19 protein-coding genes are annotated in these 22850 nt (G+C 69.1%); 11 read left to right on the top strand and 8 right to left on the bottom strand.

Translation table 11 applies throughout. The annotated features are described in order from the left end of the window. Window positions 1-139 precede the first annotated feature (139 nt). The 4 genes from MYMAC_RS09225 (at window position 140) to MYMAC_RS09210 (ending at window position 5285) form a co-directional block, all read left to right on the top strand. Window positions 140-1849, top strand: coding sequence for a DUF1592 domain-containing protein (locus tag MYMAC_RS09225; RefSeq protein WP_239989439.1), 1710 nt, complete (start codon window positions 140-142; stop codon window positions 1847-1849). Then, the gene (locus MYMAC_RS09220; protein WP_095957812.1) at window positions 1846-3270 is read left to right on the top strand and encodes a DUF1552 domain-containing protein; all 1425 of its coding nucleotides are present in this window, start codon (window positions 1846-1848) and stop codon (window positions 3268-3270) included. The genes MYMAC_RS09225 and MYMAC_RS09220 overlap by 4 nt, the downstream gene beginning before the upstream one ends. 187 nt (window positions 3271-3457) lie before the next feature. After that, entirely contained in the window at window positions 3458-4579 is a 1122-nt protein-coding gene (locus MYMAC_RS09215) for an epoxide hydrolase family protein (RefSeq protein WP_095957811.1), read from the top strand. Window positions 4580-4592: 13 nt separating this feature from the next. Next, on the top strand, window positions 4593-5285 hold the full coding sequence (locus tag MYMAC_RS09210; RefSeq protein ID WP_095957810.1) for a helix-turn-helix transcriptional regulator: 693 nt from the start codon (window positions 4593-4595) through the stop codon (window positions 5283-5285). Window positions 5286-6145: 860 nt separating this feature from the next. On the opposite strand, the gene MYMAC_RS09200 is transcribed toward MYMAC_RS09210, so the two are convergent. The 5 genes from MYMAC_RS09200 to MYMAC_RS37180 are packed head-to-tail and all read right to left on the bottom strand — an operon-like array spanning window position 6146 to window position 9785. Beyond that, window positions 6146-6625 carry a S26 family signal peptidase gene (locus MYMAC_RS09200; RefSeq protein WP_239989438.1) on the bottom strand — a complete coding sequence of 160 codons (480 nt, stop codon included), beginning with the start codon at window positions 6623-6625 and terminating at the stop codon, window positions 6146-6148. Beyond that, a complete protein-coding gene (locus tag MYMAC_RS38315) occupies window positions 6622-8478 on the bottom strand; it encodes an ABC transporter ATP-binding protein (protein WP_013935130.1) in 1857 nt (618 codons plus the stop codon). The genes MYMAC_RS09200 and MYMAC_RS38315 overlap by 4 nt, the downstream gene beginning before the upstream one ends. Beyond that, on the bottom strand, window positions 8475-8996 hold the full coding sequence (locus MYMAC_RS09190; RefSeq protein ID WP_095957807.1) for a TlpA family protein disulfide reductase: 522 nt from the start codon (window positions 8994-8996) through the stop codon (window positions 8475-8477). The genes MYMAC_RS38315 and MYMAC_RS09190 overlap by 4 nt, the downstream gene beginning before the upstream one ends. Continuing rightward, a complete protein-coding gene (locus MYMAC_RS09185; protein WP_338026010.1) occupies window positions 8993-9616 on the bottom strand; it encodes a MauE/DoxX family redox-associated membrane protein in 624 nt (207 codons plus the stop codon). Before MYMAC_RS09185 ends, MYMAC_RS09190 begins: the two co-directional genes overlap by 4 nt. 10 nt (window positions 9617-9626) lie before the next feature. Continuing rightward, complete coding sequence (locus tag MYMAC_RS37180; protein ID WP_170114722.1) at window positions 9627-9785, bottom strand: hypothetical protein; 159 nt, start codon at window positions 9783-9785, stop codon at window positions 9627-9629. Between the two features lie 561 nt (window positions 9786-10346). Here MYMAC_RS37180 and MYMAC_RS09180 point away from each other — a divergent pair. Next, entirely contained in the window at window positions 10347-11612 is a 1266-nt protein-coding gene (locus tag MYMAC_RS09180) for a glycosyltransferase (RefSeq protein WP_170114721.1), read from the top strand. Window positions 11613-11709: 97 nt separating this feature from the next. Here the strand turns inward: MYMAC_RS09180 and MYMAC_RS09175 are convergent, their stop codons facing one another. Next, a complete protein-coding gene (locus tag MYMAC_RS09175; RefSeq protein WP_095957804.1) occupies window positions 11710-13197 on the bottom strand; it encodes an ELWxxDGT repeat protein in 1488 nt (495 codons plus the stop codon). A 573-nt stretch (window positions 13198-13770) separates the two neighbouring features. On the opposite strand from MYMAC_RS09175, the gene MYMAC_RS09170 reads away from it, so the two are divergent. After that, the gene (locus tag MYMAC_RS09170) at window positions 13771-16035 is read left to right on the top strand and encodes a heavy metal translocating P-type ATPase (protein ID WP_095957803.1); all 2265 of its coding nucleotides are present in this window, start codon (window positions 13771-13773) and stop codon (window positions 16033-16035) included. Between the two features lie 225 nt (window positions 16036-16260). Next, window positions 16261-17697 carry a glycosyltransferase gene (locus MYMAC_RS09165; protein WP_095957802.1) on the top strand — a complete coding sequence of 479 codons (1437 nt, stop codon included), beginning with the start codon at window positions 16261-16263 and terminating at the stop codon, window positions 17695-17697. Between the two features lie 288 nt (window positions 17698-17985). Here MYMAC_RS09165 and MYMAC_RS09155 read toward each other — a convergent pair whose 3' ends face one another. Beyond that, entirely contained in the window at window positions 17986-18354 is a 369-nt protein-coding gene (locus MYMAC_RS09155; RefSeq protein ID WP_095957801.1) for a hypothetical protein, read from the bottom strand. A gap of 255 nt (window positions 18355-18609) precedes the next feature. Here MYMAC_RS09155 and MYMAC_RS09150 point away from each other — a divergent pair, with 255 nt between their 5' ends. The 4 genes from MYMAC_RS09150 to MYMAC_RS09140 all read left to right on the top strand — a co-directional run bounded on the left by MYMAC_RS09150 (window position 18610) and on the right by MYMAC_RS09140 (window position 22094). Next, window positions 18610-19512 (top strand): phosphatase domain-containing protein, encoded by a 903-nt coding sequence (locus tag MYMAC_RS09150; RefSeq protein WP_239989437.1) that lies wholly within the window; start codon window positions 18610-18612, stop codon window positions 19510-19512. A 238-nt stretch (window positions 19513-19750) separates the two neighbouring features. Next, window positions 19751-20953 (top strand): molybdopterin cofactor-binding domain-containing protein, encoded by a 1203-nt coding sequence (locus MYMAC_RS37700; protein ID WP_239989436.1) that lies wholly within the window; start codon window positions 19751-19753, stop codon window positions 20951-20953. Beyond that, window positions 20950-21612, top strand: a complete 663-nt coding sequence (locus tag MYMAC_RS38540; RefSeq protein ID WP_338026036.1) for a molybdopterin cofactor-binding domain-containing protein — start codon at window positions 20950-20952, stop codon at window positions 21610-21612. Before MYMAC_RS37700 ends, MYMAC_RS38540 begins: the two co-directional genes overlap by 4 nt. A 2-nt stretch (window positions 21613-21614) precedes the next feature. Continuing rightward, window positions 21615-22094: a (2Fe-2S)-binding protein gene (locus MYMAC_RS09140; protein ID WP_095957800.1), complete on the top strand. Its 480-nt coding sequence runs from the start codon at window positions 21615-21617 to the stop codon at window positions 22092-22094. A 135-nt stretch (window positions 22095-22229) separates the two neighbouring features. Here the strand turns inward: MYMAC_RS09140 and MYMAC_RS09135 are convergent, their stop codons facing one another. Further along, entirely contained in the window at window positions 22230-22769 is a 540-nt protein-coding gene (locus MYMAC_RS09135) for a hypothetical protein (protein WP_095957799.1), read from the bottom strand. Window positions 22770-22850: the final 81 nt, after the last annotated feature.

The following is a 22850-nucleotide window of genomic DNA, read 5'->3' as shown; positions in this document are numbered from 1 at the left end:
GCACGCGTGACGGGAGTTTTTCAGTATCCGTGTCATCGGGCATTGGGCCGATGCGCGTGCGAGTCGCGGATACATTGACAGGAACGCGCAATCCATCCGATGGGTATGTCTCCCAATGATGGAGGCGCTCGTGCCGAGGATGCGGTCACAACGGTTGTCACGAGAGCCAGCGGAGCGGGGACGGTGGTGGCGCCCGGTGGTGCTCGGGCTGGCCTTGAGCGGGGCTGCTGGCTGCGAAGGAACCATCTCCAATCCGGAGGGCCCCGGTGGAGGGCCCGGCCCCGGTACGCCCACCGTCATCGAGAAGCCCGCCCCGTCCGTGCGAATGGCGCGCCTGACGCACGTGCAGTGGAGCAACAGCGTGCAGGAGCTGCTCAGGCTGGACGCACCGCCCACGACGCTGGCGGGCACCTTCCGCGCGGACCCCGCCCAGAGCGGCTTCCTCTTTGACAACGATGCGCGCGCCCTCTCCGTGGACGAGGCCCTCTGGGGCGCCTACCAGCGCGCCGCCGCGGAGCTCGCCGGCCAGGTGACGACGGACGCGACGAAGCTCGCGCGCCTGCTGCCCCCGTCGGCCGCCACCGACGAGGAGCGCGCCCGCGCCTTCGTGGAGTCCTTCGGCCTGCGCGCGCACCGGCGCCCGCTGACGTCCGAAGAGGTGGGGAGCTACCTCGCGCTGTACCGCAAGGGGCCCCAGGCCTACGCGGACATGTCGGACTTCGAGGGTGGCATCCGGCTGGTGATTGAAGCCTTCCTCCAGTCGCCCCACTTCCTCTACCGCGTGGAGCGCAGCACGGAGGCCGTGCAGGACCGGGTGCCGCTCGACGACTATGAAGTGGCCTCGCGGCTGAGCTACGGCCTCTGGAGCGCCATGCCGGACGACGCCCTGTTCGCCGCCGCGAGCGAGGGCACCCTGCGCTCCCGCGAGGGCGTGGCCACGCAGGCGCGGCGCATGCTCCAGGACGCGCGCTCGAACAAGGTGGTGGAGGCCTTCCACCGCACCCTCTTCGACGTGCCCCGCTATGCCGCCATCCGGCCCTCCCCCACGCGCTACCCGCAGGTGTCCGAGCGCCTCGGGGAGTACGCGGCCCGGGAGACGACCCTCTTCGTCCAGGACGTCGTCTTCTCCCGCAAGGGCGGCTACAGCGACCTGCTCACCTCGCCGAACACCTTCGTCAACGACGAGCTGGCGCGCGTCTATGGGCTGAGCGGCGCGTTCACCGCCGACTTCGTCCCCGTGACGCTGGACTCGCGCGAGCGCAAGGGCGTGCTCACCCAGGTGGGCTTCCTGGCCTCGCACGCGACGTCGGTGGACCCGGACCCCATCCACCGCGGCGTCTTCGTGTCCGAGCGCATCATCTGCCGGAAGATTGGCGCGCCGCCGGCCAACATCCCACCGCTCCCCGCCCCCCAGGGCCGCACCAACCGAGAGGTCGTCGCCTCGCACACCGAAGCGCCAGGGACGCCGTGCGCCAGTTGCCACTCGACCCTCATCAACCCGCTCGGCTTCCCCTTCGAGAACTTCGACGCCATCGGCGGCTACCGCACCACGGACAACGGACATCCGGTGGACGCCAGCTCGACGCCCAACATCAACGGAGAGACGGTGCCGGTGCGCGACGCGCTCGACCTGGCGGACGCGCTCGCGGCCAATGAGGCGGTGCATGCGTGCTACGCGCGGCACTGGGTGGAGTACCTCCACGGGCGCCCGTCCGCCAACGAGGATGTGCCGCTGGTGGAGCGGCTCGGAAAGCTGTCGCAGGCGGGCAACCTGTCCATCGTCGACCTCGTCGTGGAGGTCGTCACCAGCGAGGGTTTCGTGAACCGCCACCCGGAGGAGCTGCCATGAAGCTGAGTCGCCGGATGGTGTTGAGGGGCCTGGGCGGGACGATGCTGAGCCTGCCGTTTCTGGAGGGGCTGATGCCGAGGACCGCCCGCGCGGCGGACTCGGGGGCGCTGCCGTACGCCATCTTCTTCCGGCAGGCCAACGGCGTCGCCTCGGCCCAGACGACGTCGGAGCTCGGCGCGGAGCCGGAGCGCTTCTGGCCGCGCACCCTGGGTGCGCTCACCGCGGAGAGCATCGCCGGGCGGGCCGTGGGCGTGCTCGATGACCACCGCGCGCACCTGCTGGTGGTGCGCAACGTCAACATGAGGGACTTCAACTACGGGGACGGCCACGCCCGCGGCGCCATGCAGGGGCTGACCGCGCGGGGCCCCGTGGTGGAGGGCGCGGGCGGCGGCTCCGAGTCCGGAGGCGAGTCCATCGACCACCGCATCGGCCGCGAGCTCAATCCGCAGCAGCGTGACTCGCTCGTCTTCTACGCGGGCCGGCGTGGCGGCTGGCTCGGGGGGCCCTGCCTCTCCTACCGGAGCAGCAACGTGCGCCGGGCCGCGCTGCATGACCCGTGGAACGCGTACCAGACGATGATTGGCGGCCCGGGAGGCCTGACGCCCGAGGCGCGCGAGCAGCTCCTCGTCCGGCAGCGCAGCGTGAATGACCTGGTGAAGGCCCAGCTCCAGGCGCTCCAGCAGCGTCCCGAGCTGAGCGCGTCCGACCATGAGCGCCTGGACCTGCACCTCTCCAACGTCCGGGACCTGGAGGTCGCCCTGAGCTGCCGCATGCGCGCGGACCAGGAGCTCATCCTCCAGCAGCAGGCGCCCGGCTATGACAGCACGGACGGCACCGAGGTGCTCGCCACCGCCAGGCTGCACATGGACATCGCAGTCATGGCGATGGCGTGCGGCACCAACCGCGCGGCCGTCATCCAGGTGGGCAACGGCAACGACGGCGACACGCGCTACCGCCACCCGGACACGGGGCAGTTGATGGAGAACTTCCATTACGTGTCCCACCGTCGCTCGTCGCACGACTCCAGCGGCGGCATCATCACCGGCTCGGACCTGCTGCACCACCACGTGGACGTGCAGTTCGCGAGCGCCTTCAAGCACCTCCTGGACCGGCTGGTGGCCTACCAGATGCCGGACGGGAAGCGGCTCATCGAGCACGGCGTGGCGGTCTGGTACAACGACCTGGGCAACGGGCCGGCGCACTCGGCGCGCAATGTGCCCTTCGTCCTGGCGGGGAGCTGCAATGGCTTCCTCAAGCAGGGCGTCTACGTCGAGGCGTCGGGCGGCGGCAATCCCAACCACAACCGGATGCTGAACACCATCGGCTCCGCCGTGGGGCTGAGGAACGCGGCCGGCGGGTACCTGGACGACTTCGGCGACCCGGCGCTGACCAAGGGCGTGCTCTCCGAGCTCATCGCCTGAGTGGACGCTTGCGGCCTGCTCCCGTGTTCGTCGCTGGAGCAGGTCGTTCAGGCAGCGTGACCACGCTGTCCGTGGAGCGGGGGACTCTCACGACGGGCCGGGCGAGCGTGTGACTGAACACTGCTGACACGCCCTGTCAGCACGTCTGGGGCACAACCTTGGGATGCACACCCCGAGGAGACGCACGATGCGCCCATTCACCCTTGCCATTCCCGACTCCGAGCTCGCCGACCTTCGGGCGCGGCTGAAGGCAACTCGATTCCCCCCAACGGTCGAAGGCGTCGGCTGGGACGATGGCACCGATGCGGAGCTGCTCAGGCAGTTGGTCACCCACTGGGCGGAGCGGTTCGACTGGCGCGCCGCCGAGCAGCGCCTCAACGCGATTCCGCAGTTCATCGAGGAGCTCGGTGGCGAGCGGGTCCACTTCGTTCATGCGTCGGGTCAGGGCGAAACCCGCATTCCCATCGTCCTTGCCAATGGCTGGCCCTCGAACTTCGTCGAGTTCCTGCCGCTCATTCCGCTGCTCACCGCCGAGCGAGGCGGGGTGTCGTTCGACGTCATCATTCCCTCGATGCAGGGCTATGGCTTCTCGGGCCGGCCCACGAAGCAGGGAATGAACATGAGTCGCATGGGTCATCTCTGGGCCGAGCTGATGACCCGGCTGGGCTACGAGAAGTTCCTCGTTGCGTGCTCGGACCTGGGCTCCGGGGTCTGCTTCAGCATGGTCCGCAACCATCCCGGCCGCCTCATGGGTGTGCACTACCTCAACGTCTTTTCGGGGTACCCGCGGCCAGCGGCGCCGACGCCCGAAGAAGTGGACTACTTCCGGCGCGTCGACCTGTGGAACGCCACGCAGGGCGCCTATGTCATGCTTCACGGAACCAAGCCGCAGACGCTCGCCGTCGGCCTCAACGACTCACCCGCGGGCCTGGCGTCGTGGATCATCGAGAAATTTCACAGCGGGAGCCGGCTTCAGGACGGCCGCCTCGAGTCAGTCTATTCGCTCGACGACCTCTGCACCCTGCTCTCGGTCTACTGGTTCACCCAGACGATTGGTTCATCGATTCGGCTGTACAAAGAGGCCTTCGCCGATCAGGAACTGCTGATGCCGATGCCCCGCCACGACGTGAAGCAAGGCGTGCTGGTGCCCGCCGACGTCGACAATCCCGCGCCGCGCGCCTGGGGCGAACGGCACTTGCAGAACCTCGTCCACTGGACCGAGGCGCGGCAGGCCGGGCACTACCCAGCCCTCGAGGCTCCGGAGCACTACGCGGCCGATATCCGGGCCTTCCATCGCACCATCAGGTGAGCCGCGCGCACGCATGGACAAGACCGAACGCCTCTTCGCAGTCATGGACGCACTTCGCCGGCACCGCCGCCCCGTCACCGCGGCGGCACTGGCCAAGGAACAGGGCGTCTCCCTGCGCACGCTCTATCGCGACGTGCGAACGCTCATCGGTCTTGGCGCACCCATCGTTGGCGAGGCGGGCGTGGGCTATGTCTTGAAGCCGGGCTTCTTCCTGCCGCCGCTGATGTTCACGGCCGAGGAGCTCGAGGCGCTTGTGCTCGGCTCCCGCTGGGTCGAGGCCCAGCCGGATGTCGGCCTCGCCGGGGCGGCGCGCAATGCGCTGGGCAAGATCGCCACCGCCTCGCCCGACGAGCTGCGCGACCGGATGAAGGACACCGGGCTCTGGCCCATCCTGATGCGCGGCGGGCCTGTGTCCGTCCCGGTGCTCGGCCTCGTGCGCCAGGCCATTCGCGAAGAGAGGGCGCTCCGCATCGTGTATGCCGACGGGAAGGGCCCGCCGAGCCAGCGCGACATCTGGCCGGTGCAGCTCGCGTTTCACGAGGGCAAGCAAATCGTTGCCGCCTGGTGCTGCTTGCGCCAGGCCTTCCGCAACTTCCGCGTCGACCGCATCACCTCGGCCGCGGCGACCGAGGCCCGCTACGGTCGCCAGCGGTCCGTGCTGGCGCGTGAGTGGCGGGACGAATGGAAACGCCTGTATCCCGACTGAGTGCAGCCAGCGCGTTCGACCTCCGCCGCTTCCGCCGCATGCGGAGCCAATTCTCGGACCCACTCCAGCAGGGCCCGCCGCAGCTCCTCCACGGTGGAGAAGGTGCGCACCCAGCGCGGTTGCTCCTTTGGCGGATGGGCTCAAGGGCTTCGACGCGGGTACCGACCTTGGCCGCGTGGATGCCGACGCACTCGGCGGTGCCGTGGTCGATGGCGATGAAGACGGTGGCCTGAACCTGACCAAGGCGTTGAAGCCCGGCCCCAAAGGGACGTTGACCATCAATGATGATAAACTCGTCCCCCCAATACGTTCTCGGTGGGTATCGGGATGGGGGATGCCGGGACGTTCGCGCCCCAGGCCGGCGCCAATCTCACGCATACTTTCATCCCCACGCCCTCGTATTGGATTGCGGCCGGGGTCGACCAGAAAGTGGGAACGGTCCTGGACATCCAGACGGTGACCCAGACGGCCCCAGTCATCTACCCAGACAATGTCTATTCACTCACTGCGACATTGAACGACGACAATACGTGGACCGTCACGCAATGAACCGCCACTCGTGACGCTCGAACAGGCCGAGGAGCAGGCGAGCGCGAAAGGGCCCTGCCGCAGGGCAACGGCAGGCGGTCGCTGAAATGGGGCGGGGGTGAGCGGAGCGGTTGCCCGCTCCCTCCGCGAAGGGCCATGGCGGAGGCGCGTGGCGGCTCAGGCCATGCGGCCCGCCTGGCCGCGAACTCCGCGAGTTCACGGTTGGTGCGCTGGGCGTCGGAGAATCCACTCAGCTCCGGCCCCTGCACTGGCGCGTCGTCCGTGGACCACGCCGTGTCCTCTCCAGAGCCCCTGGCGCGTCGGCCCAACGCCTACCCTGTTCGCGAAGGCTCCGGCCCCCGGAGCCGCACGACGGCGATGATGGCCTCCGCGTCGATGTAGCCCAATTGCCGCGAGTCCTGGCTCCGAGCGTTGTCTCCCGACACCACGACCTTCCCGGGTGGGACGCGCGAATCATCGTCGGCACCGAGCGCCGCCCGGGCCCAGTCCGGCACCGGGTCTCCCGCCACGGCGGCCACCCGCTTGACGAGATAGGGCAGCGCTTCGGCCTCCAGCGTCTCGCGCTGCTTCGCGGAAAGCACGAAGACGACGACGTCGGAGCGCGAATACCCGTTCCCCGGCGCGGGAGCGCGGCCCAACCGCCTCGCGACGAGCCGTTGTCCGTCGTGCAGCGTGGGCGACATGCTGTTGCCCCGCACCGCGACGACCACCCAGCGGCGGCGCCCCCAGGCCGCCGCCGCGACTCCCGCCACGAGGAGCGCGGCCCCCGCGCCCATCGCCGTGAGCATCATGCGACCTCCTTCTGGCCCGCCCGTGATGCGACGCGCTCGTCCTGATAGCCGCTCGCCTGGAGCGTGAACAAGCGCGCGTATTCACCGCCCGCCGTCATCAACGCGTCATGCGAGCCCTGCTCGATGATGCGCCCCTCGGAGAGGACGAAGAGGGTGTCCGCGCTCCGCAGCGCGCTCATCCGGTGGGAGATGAGCAGCCGCGCCCTTCCCTCGCCGTGGCGCGCCAGCGTCCGGTGGATGTGGAACTCGGCGGCGGCGTCCAGGCCGGAGCTCGGTTCGTCCAGCACCAGCAGGTCGACGTCCTGGCGCATCAGGGCCCGCGCCAGCGCCAATCGCTGCCACTGCCCTCCGGAGAGCGAGACGCCCGCGGGCATGTCCTCGTCCTCCCCTTCGAGCACGCGGCTGAGCAGCGTGTGGTAGCCGGCGGGGAGTGAGGCGAGCTTCTCGTCAATCTCCGCCAGCCGTGCCACGTCGCGGATTCGCGCCTCGTCCTTCAGCCGGTCCAGGTCCCCCAGCCCGATGTTCTCCGCGGCGGTGAAGTCATACGTCATGAAGTCCTGGAAGGTCGCCGTCATCCGCCGCCGCAGCGCGCGCGCATCCAGCTCGCGGACGTCCACGCCGTCCCAGAGAATCTGGCCTCGCTCCGCGTCATAGAGGCGGCACAGCAGCTTCACCAGCGTGCTCTTTCCAGCGCCGTTGACGCCGACGAGCCCCACCGAGCCAGCCGCCGGGATGAAGAGGCTCACCCCGCGCAGCACCCACGGTCCCTGGGCGTCATAGCGGAACCAGACGTCGCGCAGCTCCACGCCGTGCCTCAGCGGCGCCACCGGCCGTGACGCCTCCGGCGCGTGGACTGGCAGGGCGATGATGTCGAGGTAGTGCTTGAAGGTCTGGACACTGCGGCCCGCGAACTCGACCTGCGCGAGGAGCCCGTTGAAGGCCCCCTGGATGCCCGCCACGGCCGCGAGGAAGAGGGAGACGTCTCCGAGCTGGAGCCGCCCCTGGAGCGCGCCTCGGGCGACGATGAAGGACCCGACCGCCGCCACCGCGGCCGTGAGCAGCGACAGCGCCGCCTGCACGGCCAACCCCTTGCGCGTCACGGCCAGCTCGCGGTCCGCCGCCTTGCGCAGCGAGGCCACCATCCGCTCCAGCAACAGGTCCCCCAGCCCGAACAGCCGGCTCTCCTTGGCCGCCCGCACGTCCACCAGCAGCGCGTGGTAGAAGTCGCGCCAGCGATAGGTCGGCACCAGCGCCACGGCCAGCTCCACCAGCCACCGGCTGCGCACGAGCTGGGCCAGCAGGGCCACGCCCCCCGCCAGCAGCAGCAGCAGCGCCATGGGCGGCGACACCAGCAGGACCACGGCGCTCAGCGTCCCCACCGTGACCAGCATGCGCAGGGTGGCCTTCACGAACTCGATGAGCTGCTGGGGGGCGTCCCGGGCGGCCTCCTCCGCGAGCCGCAGGCGGCCGTGGAAGGCGGGGTCCTCGAAGTGGTGCAGGCCCTCCAGCGCCGCCACCTTCGTGAAGAGGCGGCGCTCCACCTCCAGGGTGACGCCCCAGCGAATCACGCCAGTCAGATACTCGGAGACATTGAGGATGGCCATGGAGCCGCCGACCACCGCGGCGGCGCCCACCGCCAGCGTGAGCGCCCGCTGGGAGTCCGCCAGGGCCCCTCGGCCCAGCTCATCCAGCAGCGCCTTGGTGAGCCAGCCGCCCGCGGCGGCCACGGAGCCGGTGCACAGCGTGAGGAGGAGCGCGAACACCGACGCCAGCGGGGCCGCGCGCCACTGGAGCGCCACGGCCGCCCCCACCGTGCGCGTCAGCTCCCGCAGGCCCCCTCGCGCCTCGCTCATGGCAGGACTTCGTGCAGGTGGTGCCCCGAGGCCGCGACCACGCCCCGCTCGACGAGCACGAGGGTGGGATAGCCCGCCTGCTTGATGGCGCGCGTGACGGAGTCCCCTTCGGTCAGGAACGCCACCCGGGCCACCTGCTTCAGCGAGGCCCCCAGCTCCAGCGTCTGCGGGTCGTCGGGGTCGCCTTCGACGAACGCCATCAGCGGCACTCCGGGCGGCGAGTCGACGAGTTGCTTGCGCAACGAGGAGCAAGGCCGGCAGCCCGTGGTGAAGAAGCCGACCAGCGTCTTGCCCTCGCGCAGGACGGCGTCCGTGAAGGTTTCGCCCTCCAGGGTGGTGGCCTCGAAGGAGCCGACCGGCTCTCCCTTCTGCGGCAGGGCCGGGTCGCGAAGGACGACCTGGTTGGCGATCAACTCCTGGAGCGCGCGCAGCCGACCGACGAGCGCGAGGGTCAGCAAGAGGTTCCCCACCACCAGCACGGAGAGGATGACACCACCCACGACGAGCGTTTCAATCATTGGCTGCCTCGGTTTCGTCGGGTTCGCGGGGACGCGGCCAGCGGCTGCGGTCCTCGAAGCAGGAACACCAGATCATCCCAGCGCGTGACGAAGAGCCCCGCCAGGACGCCGACCGTCCCCGCGATGACGCCCATGCCCATCGCCAGTCCACCGGAGGCGGACGGGTGGCTCACCGCACCGGCGACCGTGACCGCCAGGAGCAGCCCATTGCGGACCAGGTGCGCCGCGCCGACGGGGGCGTTGCTCGCACCGAAGCACCGGCACGCGACCTTCTCTCCCCGGCGCATCACCCACGCGATCCCCAGCGTGAAGCCCACCAGGAGCGCCAGCGCCAGCGCATACCCCGCCGCCACGCCCACCCCCAGCAGCAGCGCGGAGGCGGCTTCCGTCAGGACCAACGTGGCCGCCAGCGGCGCCCCGGCCAGGGCGCGCGGAAAACCAAGGTTTTCGAGCGTCTGGATGAACTCATCAAAAGGCCTGCGTCCGCGCGCCTTCCCCAGCGCGGCGAGCGCGAACACCGTGGCCAGCATCAGTCGACAGCCTAGATTGACCGCGTTCAACGGAGCGTCCTCGCGAAAACCGCGACTGGACGTGGAGGGTCCACATCCAGCCGGGGTCATGAAGCTGGAATCAGCCGCAGACGGAGGTCCTGATGCAGGAGCCGTAGCAGTTGAACCGACGGTGCTTCGCGGAGCAGCACTGGCCGTTCTCCGGGACACAGGCGCCCGCGGGAATCTCAGACAGGAACAGCTTCAGGAGGCGGTCAGACAGCGCCTTGAGGGTCTTCATGGTGTTTTCCTTTCGGTCTGCGTCGCGAGGAGTCGTCCCCTTCGACGCGGCGCGAAGGCTACCTCTTGCAGCAGCCATCATGAATGCAAACCCTCGCGGAGCCTGTGTGTCTGGGAGATGACGCAATGCATATCACACCAATCGGCGCGGCGCGGCATGACGCATGGCTTCGAAACGACTGCATTTGACATCACGCGACACACACAGGGAGAAGACCATATTCACACGGAGTCCATCGTTTGACTGGTCAACTTTTCTGGGCGCGGAGCAGGCCATCGCCGATCGGAGCGCGCCGAACCTCTGCACGCCGCGGCGCGAGCGGAACGTCAGTCTTGGCCCCAGCCCATCAAGGCAGGCGTTGTCCCACCGCGCGTCAGTCGCCGTGGAACGACTGGCGCCCGGCCCACAAGGTTTCCGTGGCTTGAAGCATCACGTCATGAGACGATGACCACACATCTCGAAGGGTGTGCGTCGCGCTCCTGGCACGCACAGGTTCCTCGGTGGTCGGGCCGCCACCTTGCCGCGGTTGTTACCGCAGGCAAGCTCCAGTGGGGAGTCTCCATGCGCGTGCTCATTTCCACCTACGGTACCCGAGGCGATGTCCAACCCTTCGTCGCGCTCGCCAAGGCCCTGAGGGCGCGTGGCCATGTCGTAGCGCTCTGCACACCTACCGGCTTCCGAGGCATGGTGGAGCGCCACGGCATTCCATACGCGCACATGGACAATGCGGTGCTGGAGCTGACGGAGGCGGTTCTGCGCGCCCCTACGCGTGCCGAGCAGCGGCGACTGTTCAAGGGGTTCGGCGCCATCGTCCGGGCGAGCATGGAGGACGAGTGGCGAGCGGCGCGGGAGCTGGAGCCGGACGTGCTCGTGTACCACTCCAAGGCGCTTGGCAGTCACCACATCGCGGAGAAGCTCCGGGCCGCCGAGCTGCTAGCGATGCCGCTGCCGCTGACTCCGACGCGCGAGTTCCCGGCGCCGATAGTTCCGAGTTTTCGACTCGGCGGCTGGCTCAACGCGCTCACTTATCGAGTCCTGGCGCTGGCCAACGCGGTCTGGGCCGGAGCAACCAATGACTTCCGGGTGAAGACACTCGGCCTCGCGCCGCGCTCACGCTTCGCGGACCCGATGAAGACGGTCGAGGGCTCCGCGGTGCCGGCGCTCTACGCGTACAGTGAGCATCTGCTGCCACGTCCCCCCGACTGGCCGCTCGAGGCCCAGGTGACGGGCTGCTGGTTCCTCGACGAGGGCGACCCATGGACTCCTCCCCCGGCGCTGCGGGCGTTCCTCGAAGCGGGGCCGCCGCCTCTCTACGTGGGCTTTGGCAGCATGGGCGCGGCGCATGCTGAGTCTCGTGCCGCCACCGTCCTGAAGGCCGTGGCGTTGACCGGCGAACGCGCGGTGCTGGCCTCGGGCTGGGGAGGCATGAAGGCGCGCGACCTCCCGCCCCATGTCTTCATGCTGGAGTCCGCGCCACATGACTGGCTCTTCCCGCGAATGAGCGCGGTGGTGCATCACGGCGGGGCCGGCTCCACGATGGCAGGCTTGCGCGCGGGCAAACCCACTGTCATCTGCCCCTTTCTTGGCGACCAGCCCTTCTGGGGGCACATGGTTCTCCGCGCGGGTGCAGGGCCACAGCCGGTCCCCCAGAAGTCGCTCACGGCCGAGCGTCTGGCAGACGCCATCCGCACGGCGCTTTCCCCAACGATGCGGGCCCATGCGACAGCGCTGGGCGAACGCATCCGCGCAGAAAATGGACCCGCGCGCGCCGTGGCCCTCATCGAGCAAGAGCACCTGAGGTGGAACCGCCGCCATGCAGCGAATTGATGCATGACGATGACGGCCCCACTTCGGTGGTTCCTGGCGCGCCCTCGCATTCAACAAGACGCCGTCTTGCGGCAAGCCGGCGCGCCCCGGAGCGCCATTACTCTCGCGAGGATTGTTGCTGCACGGCCTCGGGGTCCGGCACGGGGAGCGTCCATATCTCCCGGCCGTGCACGCCATCCACGGCTGTGAAGTAGATGAAGTCCCCCGCGCGAAGCAGGTCCTGCGGATAGGACGACGCCGGTCCCGGGTTGATGTCCTGGAGCAACCGTGTGCCGCTCGGCTGACCGTTCGTCACCCAGAGTTCATGGCCATGGACTTCATCGTACGCGTAGAAGACGACGCGACCGTCATCCGTGGGGACGGGCCTGGGAGGCAGCAGGTCAGGCGATTCGAGGAGGGGCTGGTACAAGAGCTTCGTTCCCTTCCGGGTGCCGTCCGTCCTCCAGAGCTGCACGTCCGCCGGGGCCGGACTTCCCACGTCGTAGTAGAGCGTGAAGTAGAGCTTTCGCTCCGTCGCGGTGAAGGTGGAGACGAAGATGAAGAACTCGCGCGGAATGTTCGCGTAGGGATTGGGGATGGTGGCGACCCGCTGCGAGCGTGGGTGGCAGGAAGGATCGGGATTCAACTTGCGGAGCTCGGTCGCCGCGTACCGCGGGGTGAACGTCGCGAAGTAGAGGCGCTGCTTGAACACGGTGATGGGCTGCGCCTGCGACCCCTCCGGGCCCGGGCGGGTGTCCTCGACCAGCTCCGTGCCCTCCTCGGTGCCGTCGCTCCGCCACAACTCCCGCCCGTGTTCACCATCGTCGGCGGAGAAGTAGAGCACCCCAGCCGCGGGCGTCAGGCTCCGTGGGAACGACGAAGCGGGGCCCGGGAGAAGGTCCTTCACCAGGTGGGTGCCCTCGGCGGTTCCGTCACTGACCCAGAGCTCCGTGCCTGTGTCCGTCTTGCCAAAGCTCATGAAGAGGAGGTCTCCCACGCTCGCCAGCTCCAGCGGGCCATTGAACGTGCCTTCCTGCCCCAGCTCCGTCACCCGCGCCGTCCCTCCCGCGGTGCCGTCGCTGCGCCACAGCTCCAATTCGCTGGAGAAGATGAGGGGCATGCGGACGACACGGAAGAAGAAGAGCGTGTCATCCACCGCGATGAAGTTCTCCAGAAAGGCCGTGCCGGAGGCGGGCGTGAGGTCCTTGACCCGTCGGGTCCCCGCCGTCGTGCCATCGCTCACCCACAGCTCGTTTCCGTGCTCCTCGCTGAAGCCTCCCGTGAAGAAGAGTTGGTTGCCCACCACCGTCAGGCGCCCGGGTGCGTCGTCGAGGTGTTTCACCGGGACGGTGCTCGCGGTCGTACCGTTGCTGCGCCAGAGCGCACCGCGGCCCGCCGCGAAGTCAATGGCGGAGAAATAGAGCCTGTCACGGAAGGCCAGCAGGTCGGTGGGAGCCGGCCCTCCAAAGGGCCCCGGGAACGGCTCGTCCGGCGGCGGGTAGAGGTCCTTCAAGAGGGTGGCGGGACCGAGCTCCGGAAGCGGTGCTTCCCACTGCGCCGTGACGCCCCCTGGCGCAGGGGAACCCGGCGCGGGCGCATCCGTCATCGCCCCGCCGCATCCCACCGCCAGGAGGCAGGCCCCAACCAGTTGACGCCATCCATGCATGAGAAATCCCTCGCGACTTCGAGTGGGCGCCCACCCACCATGGCCAGGCATGACGAGGCGCCTTCGCGAGGGTGCGTCCTCGTGTCGTAGCGGCAAGCGTTTGCGGGTCGTGGAGCGTGCATGGCGGTGAGCATGATGCCGGCCCCTCCGCCGCGGCCTCCGCGACGAAGGGAGGTCCAGGCGCATGCGCACACCGGGGCCGCGGATCGCGCCACACAGCCCCGGTGCGCCCACCTCGGGACCGGATGACTGCACTTCATGCAGCGATGTCTCGGCCCTGAGGCACGGCGCGCTGTCCTCTCCCTCGCGTCCGCCCTGACGTTGAGTGACGCCGTTGCTCACCTCGAAGAGCATGTCCAGGTGAAGAGGCATGCTCACCAAATCGTGCTTGAAGCCTGCTCGGGTTGCGCTGGCTGCGGCCGGGCAGGCACTGCCGTGACATCGCTCGGGGTACAGCCGCCACGACCCCACCTTGTCCGTATTGACAGCAAGGACGCCCAATCGCGGAGGCAGATGACGCTGCTCGCACTCGCACTCATGGGCCTGGCGGCTGGCGGCGTCCTTCACGTGGCGCACGCCAGTGATGCGGCTCGCTGTGCGTGGGCCGCCACCACCGCGGTCGTCCTGCTCCCCACCCTCGTCTCCATCATCAAGGGGCTCCTGCGACGAGAGACGGGCGTCGACCTCATCGCGGTCCTGGCGATGGTGGGCGCGCTGGCCCTCGGCGAGTACCTGGCGGGCGCCATCATCTCCGTGATGCTCACGGGGGGAGCGGCGCTCGAGCGCTTCGCGGTCGCGCGGGCCCGCCGTGAGCTCTCGGCGCTCCTCAAACGGGCGCCGCGTGTCGCGCACCGGCGCGTCGGCGCTGACATCAGGGACGTGGACGTCGCGGAGGTCGGCCTCGGCGACTTCCTTGTCATTAAGCCCGGTGAGGTTGTTCCGGCCGACGGCATCCTCAGCAGCGGCAGCGCCGTGCTGGACGAATCGGCGCTCACGGGCGAATCGAAGCCGGTGCAGCTCGACGCCGGCACGCCCGTCCGCAGCGGCGGCACGAACGCGGGTGGCCCTTTCGAGCTGCGCGTCACCGCCTCGGCGGCCGAGAGCACGTATGCGGGCATCATCCGCCTGGTCAAGGCGGCCGAGGAGTCGAAGGCGCCGTTCATCCGGCTCGCGGACCGCTACGCACTCGGGTTCTTCGGACTCACGCTCGCCCTGTCGGGCTTCGCGTGGTTCGCGGGAGGCAGTCCGAGCCGCGCGCTCGCGGTGCTCGTCGTGGCGACGCCGTGCCCGCTCATCCTGGCCGCGCCGGCGGCGCTCCTCGCTGGCGTGTCGCGCGCGGCGAAGCACGGCATCATCGTCAAGGGCGGTGGCCCCCTCGAAACGCTCGCGCGCGCCAAGGTGCTGCTCCTCGACAAGACGGGGACAGTCACCTCGGCGCGGCCGCAGGTCGTCGCGGTCGAAACGTTCGGGCCCATGTCGTCGGACGACGTCGTCCGGCACGCAGCGTCCGTCGAGCAGCTCTCCGTCCACCCATTCGCACCCGCGATTCTCGCGGAGGCACGCAGCCGGAGCGTCGAACCCAGCTTCCCGGCCGATGTTCGCGAACAGATGGGCACTGGCATCGAAGGGACCGTCGACGGCCGGCGTGTGGCGGTGGGACAGCTCGCCTTCGCCGCTCCGGACACGCCGCGCACGCCGGAGCTACGGTCAATCAAGATGCGTACGGCGGTCGAGGGCTCATCGAGCGTCTACGTCTCCATCAACGGCTCGCTCGCGGGTGTCCTCCTGATTCAGGACCCGATTCGACCGGAAGCGCCTCGCGCGCTGCGCTCGCTCCGGGCCGCGGGCGTCCAGCGCATCCACATGGTGACGGGCGACCATCCCGACGTCGCCGAGCTCGTGGGCGATGCGGTGGGCGTCGACCGCGTGTTCGCCGAGCGGACTCCGGAGGAGAAGGTCGAGGTCATCAAGGTCGTCCGGGCCGAGGGCATCACGGCGATGGTGGGCGACGGCATCAACGACGCCCCAGCCCTGGCGCTCGCCGACATCGGTGTCGCGATGGGAGCGCGCGGCGCGACGGCGGCCTCCGAAGCAGCCGACGTCGTGCTCACAGCGGACCGGCTCGAGGGGCTTCTTCTCGCGACGCGAATCGCGCAGCACACCCGGCGCATCGCGCTGGAGAGCATCTTCGTCGGCATGGGACTCTCGCTCGTGGCGATGCTCTTCGCCGCAGCGGGCTATATCACCCCAGTCGCGGGAGCCATCCTTCAGGAAGGCATCGACGTCCTCGTCATCCTGAACGCGCTGCGCGCCCTTGGCGGCGGCGGCCTCATCACGCCCAAGCGCCCGGAGGTCAAGGGACTCGCGCAGCGACTCGCCTCGGCCCACCGCTCACTGCGCCCGCACGTCAGCGAGCTCGCGGCGCTGGCGGCACGCCTCGATTCACTCGAGCCGGCGGATGCACGCGCCCTGCTCGAGCGTCTCCGTGAGATGATTGAAACGAAGCTCTGGCCACACGAGTTGGAGGAGCAGCAGACGGCCTACCCCCTGCTCGGGAAGATGCTCAAGGACGAGGACCCTACCGGGCCACTCATCCAGACACACCATGAGATTCATCGGCTCGCGCGCCTCCTTGGCCGACTGGTCTCACAGCTTCCCCCTGAAGGCCCCCGCGCGGAGGACCTGCGCGATCTCCGCCGGGCACTCTACGGCCTGCACGCAATCCTCACGCTCCACTTCGCGCAGGAGGAGGAGCTGTACAGCCTCTTCGAGACATGAACGGGCAGGAGGGAAGGCGGTATGCGCCCCAGTGCTCGGTCGCTGCGCGACTCCACCCAACCAGGAGACCTTCCGGCGGGTCTTCTTGCGCGTTGAAAACAGGAGCCCGAGGTTTGTGGGGACGTGGCCTCAGGCCGCAGCTCTTGAGGAGGGATGCGAGCAACCGTCTTCCGTGGCGAGAACCAGCAGCCCTGAGTTTCTCTGGGAGTCCCTGCCGGAGGTCCGATGCTCAAGCCTTTCGAGGTGCACGTTCAGGCCGAGCCCTTGGCACGCTTCGAGCGTGAGATGGATGCGGCCCGTTGGAGCACGCTTCAAGCCCAGGCCGTGAAGGCCCGGGCCCTCATGGCAGGCCGAGCCTTCTGGAACATCAGCTCCACGGCCAAGGGGGGTGGCGTGGCGGAGATAGTCCCCCGGCTGGTTGCCTACGCTCGAGGAGCGAGCGTGGATGCACACTGGCTCGTGCTCACCGGGACGCCAGAGTTCTTCCACATCACCAAGCGGCTGCATCATGCGTTGCATGGTTCGCGAGGGGATGGCTCACCGCTGGGAGCGGCCGAGCACGAGCGGTACGACGAGGTGCTCCGCGACAATGCAGAGGAGCTGCTTGTCCTGGTGCAGCCAGGGGACGTGGTCCTGCTGCATGACCCGCAGACCTGTGGGCTGGCGCCCGCCTTGGCGGCGGTGGGCGCCCACGTCGTCTGGCGCTGTCACATAGGCCGGGACACGCCCAACGCAGAGGTGACACGAGCATGGGAGTTCCTCGCGCCAGGGCTGGCCGCGGCCCGGCTCACCATCTTCACCCGAGCGGCCTATGTCCCGCCCCAGTGCGCGGACCGCGCGCTCGTCATCCAGCCCTCCATCGACATCTTCGCGGTCAAGAACCAGCCCATGACGCCCGAGGTCGCGCGCGCCATCCTGGCCAATACCGGCCTGCTGCGTGGGACACCGGGCTCGCCCGAGCCCATCTTTACCCGCGCGGACGGGGTAACGGCGCGCGTGTCGCGATGCGCGGACATCATGCAGTTGGGCACCGAGCCATCCCCTGACGTTCCCCTGGTGGTACAGATATCTCGGTGGGATCCGCTGAAGGACCCAGCGGGCGTACTGAGCGCGTTCGCGCTGCTCCTGCGACAGTCACCCAACCTGCGCGCGGAGCTGGTGCTCGCCGGTCCAGCCGTCACTTCTGTCGCGGACGACCCGGATGCAGCGGCCACGCTTCAGGACGTCCTCGCCCTGTGGCGCCAGCAGTCCCACTTCGTGCGCCAGCGCGTCCACCTGGCGTGCCTCCCCATGACGGACCTCGAGGAGAACGCCGCTATCGTCAACGCGCTCCAGCGCCACGCGGCGATCGTTGCGCAAAAGAGCCTCCAGGAGGGCTTCGGGCTCACAATCACCGAGGCCATGTGGAAGGCACGCCCCGTGGTGGCGAGCGCGGTGGGCGGGCTCCAAGACCAGGTCGTCCACGGGGAGAACGGCCTGCTCGTGCGCGACCCGGGGGACCGGGCGGAGTTCGCGGGCGCGGTACGCTCGCTCCTGGAGGCTCCCGAGCGCGCGGCCCTCCTGGGCCGCCGTGCCCATGAACACGTCCGCGCCCACTTCACCGTCACCCGCCACCTGACGGACTTCGTGCGCCTCATTGAGCTGCTCAAGGCGCAAGGCTGAAGCGTCGCCTGTGGCCAAGGCGGCCGTGGGCGCTTGGGCGTTGGCCGCTTCTCCGCCCACGTCAGGAGTTCGTCGAGCGCCGGGCAGAGCGACTGTCCCCACTCGGGCATGTGGCACTCGACTTTGGGCGGCACAGTGCCAACGGTGTGAGCGGTGGCGCTCCACGTGGCAGCATGAGCTTTCACACAACCCACCCCAACCTCCGTGATGCGCCCCCACAGCCACCGACGCCTGCCCAAGGCTCGGTCGCTGAGCCAGAGGTTCGCCAAGGCCACATCCGGCCGTGCGTCACCGAGCCCCGGTGGCGTCGATGGTGCCATCAGGCCGCAGCACCATGGAGCCCCGCCATCCCAGCGTGGGATTGACGTACACCGTCGCAGACACGCCGGGTTCGGCCCCTTCTTCGAAACGGTACGAGACCTCGACGGAGCCATCCCCGTCCGCCCGCCCCTCACACCGGACTTCGGCTTGCGGGGCGAGTCCTTCGTAACGGCATGTGCGTCCCGGGAACTTCACCTCCAGACTCCGCAGCTCTCGTCCCGACGCATTGACGAAGAGGATGCTCGTCCTGCCCATCCACCACGTCGCTCCAACGGCCATGATGATGCCGACGGCGCAGATCGAGAGAAGCAGGGTGGGCGTCGAGACTTTGCGCATGTCGGAACCTCATGTGTACCTACCCGGAATTCAGTCGCTGAATCATGGCTACATCAAGTCCAATCAGGGAGGACGTCATGGCGAGTGAGCGAGCCGCGCGAGGGCGTCAGCGTCCCGTGCCGGCGATGCCGAGTGATTTCGAGGCTCGGACGCCTTTCCTCCGACCCAGGCCCCCTTGGACGGAGCCTTGGCTCATGCACGGAAGAACTCCCCGGGTCGCAATAGCAGGCGGTGCCACGCCCACAGTTGAACGGTGTGCGCCGCGAGCTGCGCCTTTATCGTCGTATCCACGTCAAGAAGCCGAAGCGGGTTGTGCAGCGCGGTGAAGTTCGATGGCTGCGTCAGGTGTTTCCGTACTCCGGCCTCCTGGAGCGCGTCCGCGAGACGCAGATAGACGCGGTCCTCGTGCGCGCGAGTGATGACGTGCAGTCTATTTCCCTCGACGCCTTCATGTGCGAGGGTATCCGCCACATGGCCTACGCGTCTGTCTTCGCCATCGCGGCAGCACTCCTGTCCTTCCTGGCGAGGATGCTCCAAGGGGCCGGACTGTTGCTGATGTGGCCTGCGGTGAGCTTCCTCCTCGTGGCACTCGCCTATGCAGGGGCCGGCCCGAAGGTTCTCGGAAAGCGCCCGGATGGTCGGATGCAGCCCGTCACGGTACTCATGCTCCTGCCGTACCTGCTGCTCACGTGGGGTACCTGGCGCCTGGTCAGGCTCCTCTCAAGAGAGAGGCCGCACGACAGGGTGGTGCCGGACGTCGTGGTTGGACGCAGGCTGCTGCCTGGCGAGCTGCCCGAGGGCGTCACCGTCGTGCTCGACCTGACCGCCGAGTTCATCGAGCCGGACGGGATACGCGGAGCGTGCCGATATGTGTCGCTGCCCATTCTGGACGCCTCGACGCTCCCAGCCGAAGAAGTGGCACCGGTCCTCCTCGAACTGGCGACCATCCCCGGTCCCATCTACGTCCATTGCGCACAGGGGCATGGACGCACCGGCATGATTGCGGCCGCGCTCCTCGTCGCCCGAGGCGACGCTCCAGACGAACGGGAAGCCCTCGCGATGATTCAGCGCGTGCGCCCCGCGGTCCGGACATCCACCGCACAGCAGCGCGCGCTCGCGGAGCTGGCGGCTGCACTTCGACGTGCCTCTGCGACATGAGGCACGACGCAGACCTTGGCGGGTGATGCTTCGATTGGAGCGCCGCGGCGCTGATGCGTGGGGACCAGGCTGCACAGTCCTCGCGCGAACGGTACGCATGTCAGACGGGTGAACGCTCGGCTTCGTGCCGTTGGGCCCACGCGGAGAGTGTGAGAACCTTTGCCCCATGGCGGACACGCTCAAACCAGACGCGACCGTTTCCGAGGGGCTGGACCGCCGTCGTTTCCTGACGTGGGTCATGGCCTCTCCCACGTTGATGATTGCCGCCCGGCTGGGGCTCGACGTGCCCGAGGCCGAGGCGGCGGAGCCCTCCGAAGGGGCGACCACGGCGCTGAGCCTCTATCTCGCCGTCCAGGACGATGGGCGCGTCGTCACCACCCTGCCTCGCACGGAGATGGGCCAGGGCATCACCACGGCCGTGGCCATGCTCGTCGCCGAGGAGCTCGACCTGGCGCTCGACAAGGTCGACGTGCGCAGCGCCGACGCGGACCCTCGCTGGGTCATCCAGCTCACCGGCCTGTCGTCGACGATGCGCTTCCTCACCGGCCCCCTGCGCGCCGCGGCGGCGGAGGCCCGAGCACGGCTGATCACCGCCGCGGCGCTGCGCTGGCGCGTCCTGGCCCACACCCTCACCACCTCGCACGGCGTGGTGAGCGCGCCCGACGGGCGGCAGGCCGGCTATGGTGAGCTGGCGGAGGACGCCGCTCGCGTGCTGCTCCCCGCCGTCTCCACCCAGCCCAGGCCCGTGAGCCGGTTCAAGCTGGTGGGCCAGCCCACCGGGCGCATCGACGCGAGGGACATCGTCACGGGCGCCGCGCGATATGCCCTGGACCTGGACATCCCCGAGGCGCTGCCGACGGTGGTGGCCCGCCCCCCCACGCTGCGCGGCACCGTCCAGTCGGTCGACGATGCCTCGGCGCGGACGATGCCCGGCGTGGTGGCGGTGGTGCCCCTGGGCACCGGCGTGGCGGTGGTGGCCCGGACCTTCGGACAGGCGCTCGCGGCGCGCGCGGCGCTGCGCATCACCTGGACGCCCGGCCCCGCCAGCGCGCTGTCGGACGCGGACATCCAGGCCCGCCTGCGCGACGGCATCGGCCCAAGGCCCCTGCCGCCGCTGTTCACCACCCGCACGCTGGAGGGACGCTTCGACTTTCCCTACCTGGCGCACGCGGCCATGGAGACGCAGAGCTGCACGGCCCGCGTGCAAGGTGAACAGGCGGAGGTCTGGCTGGGGGCGCAGGACCCCAAATACGCGCAGCGCGAGGTGGCCCGGGCGGGCGCGTCCTTGGCTGGAATCACCGCGCCGCCATTCCCACCGTGGAGTTCCCCCACGGCTTCGGTGACGCCCTCACCGCGCTGGCCGGCGAGGTCCTGCCCGAGGTCACCAGCGCGGTCTTCTTCGCGCTCTCCCAGAAGCTCCCCTACGGCTTCGGATGGGTGAGCCACGAGCTGCGCGACGTGGCGATTCCGATTCCCACCGCGTCGTTCCGCTCGGTGTTCACCAGCCAGGTGGGCGTGTCCAACGAAGTCTTCGTCGACGAGCTGGCCCGCGAGCTCCAGGTGGACCCCGTCGCGCTGCGACGCGAGCGGCTCACCTCGAATCGCCTCAAGGCGGTGCTGGACAAGGTCACCACGCAGGGACAGTGGGGCCGAAGCCTGCCACCCGGTGTCGCCCAGGGCGTCGCCGTCCTCGAGGAGTGGGACAGCGCCATCGCCCACCTCATCGAAGTGGACGTCACCGGAGAGACGCCCCGGGTGCTGCGCATCGTCATCGCCGCGGATGTCGGCCTGCCCATCAACCCCAAGGGCATCGAGGCCCAACTCCAGGGCGCGGCGGTGGACGCGATGTCCACCACGCTGAGCGCGGGAATCCACATCGACGCGGGCGCGGTGCGCGAGGGCAGCTTCGCGGACTATCACTGGATGCGCATGAAGCACGTCCCGTCCGACATCCAGGTGCACTTGGTCCGCTCGGATGACCGGGTGGGCGGCGTGGGGGAGCTCGGCTATCCCAGCGCGGCGGCGGCCCTGACCAACGCCATTGCCCGGGCGCGAGGCGCCATGCCCACCCGCTTTCCCATCCTTGACGAGGGAGTCTGAGCATGGCGGCACACCAGTTCATCCTCAATGGGCAGACGGTGTCGGTGGAGGCGCCCGAGGACCTGTCGCTGCTGTGGGTGCTGCGCGACGTGCTGGGCGTGACGGGCCCGAAGTACGGCTGCGGCGTGGGCGTATGCGGGGCGTGCACCAGCCACCTGGACGGCGAGGCCTTCCGCCCCTGTATCCACCCGGTGGGAGGGCTGTCTGGCCGCGAGGTGGTCACCATCGAGGGGCTGGGCGCCCAGGGCCTGCATCCCGTGCAGCAGGCGTGGATGGACGAGGACGTGGCCCAGTGCGGCTTCTGCCAGCCGGGGCAGGTCATGGCCGCAGTGGCGCTGCTCAAGAAGAACGCCCAGCCCACTGACGCGGACATCGACGCGGCGATGAACGACAACGTCTGCCGCTGCGGCACCTATGTCCGCATCCGCGCCGCCATCAAGCGCGCCGCCCTGCTGCTGCGAAGCGGCGCGGGCGGCGGGTGATGCCGGGGAGGCCCGGGCTGTGCCTCCTCCTCCCCTGCCCCTGGCGCGGTCGCCCTCGTGGACCGCTGGCGCGAGCTCTTCGATACCCGTGACGGGTCCGGCCGCACTTCGGGCCACGAGGCGCGACGCGAGGCCTCACGGGAACGCAGCGACTGTCGGCGGCGTGGTGCTGGTGAAGAAGTCCGGGAACGTCGCGGTGTAGTGGCTCCCGCTGCCGCTCTCTCCCCAGATGACGCCGGTCTTCGAGCCCGAGACGGTGACCGTGGTGCCGTCCGCGGCAATCGCCACGTTCTCCGACACGATGTTGCCCGCTCCCAGGTAGACGCCCAAGCTGCTGCTCCGGATGACGGTCAGCGTGGCCGGGTCCACATGGTGCACGCTGAGGGTGATGGGCGCGCTGCCGCTGAGGCTCGACTTCTTGGTGTAGCTCGCGGCGATTCCCAGCGCGTTCATAGCCACCGACCGCGTCGGCTCATAGACGACGGACGTCCCCAGGGTCACGCTGCCATAACCATACACACATGTCGGGATGGGCTGGCGGAAGAGCTTGACGTCATAGACAGTCGGCGTCACGTTCGGCTGTGGGTAGGCGGAGATGCTGTAGATGCATCCGTCACGCGCCACGGAGGACGCCGCCGCCTCTTGCTGCGCCAGCGCGTCATCCTGCCCGGCCACCCCGTCTCCTCCGCCACAGGCAGGGAGGAGAACGGCGGCACAAAGATAGACAGCCCGTTTAAAGAAACGCATCGTGCAATA

Origin of the sequence: Corallococcus macrosporus DSM 14697 (assembly GCF_002305895.1) — a bacterium.
Taxonomy (GTDB): domain Bacteria; phylum Myxococcota; class Myxococcia; order Myxococcales; family Myxococcaceae; genus Myxococcus; species Myxococcus macrosporus.
Note: the sequence above shows the minus strand (reverse complement) of the source record. Positions and strands in the feature narration are given on the sequence as shown.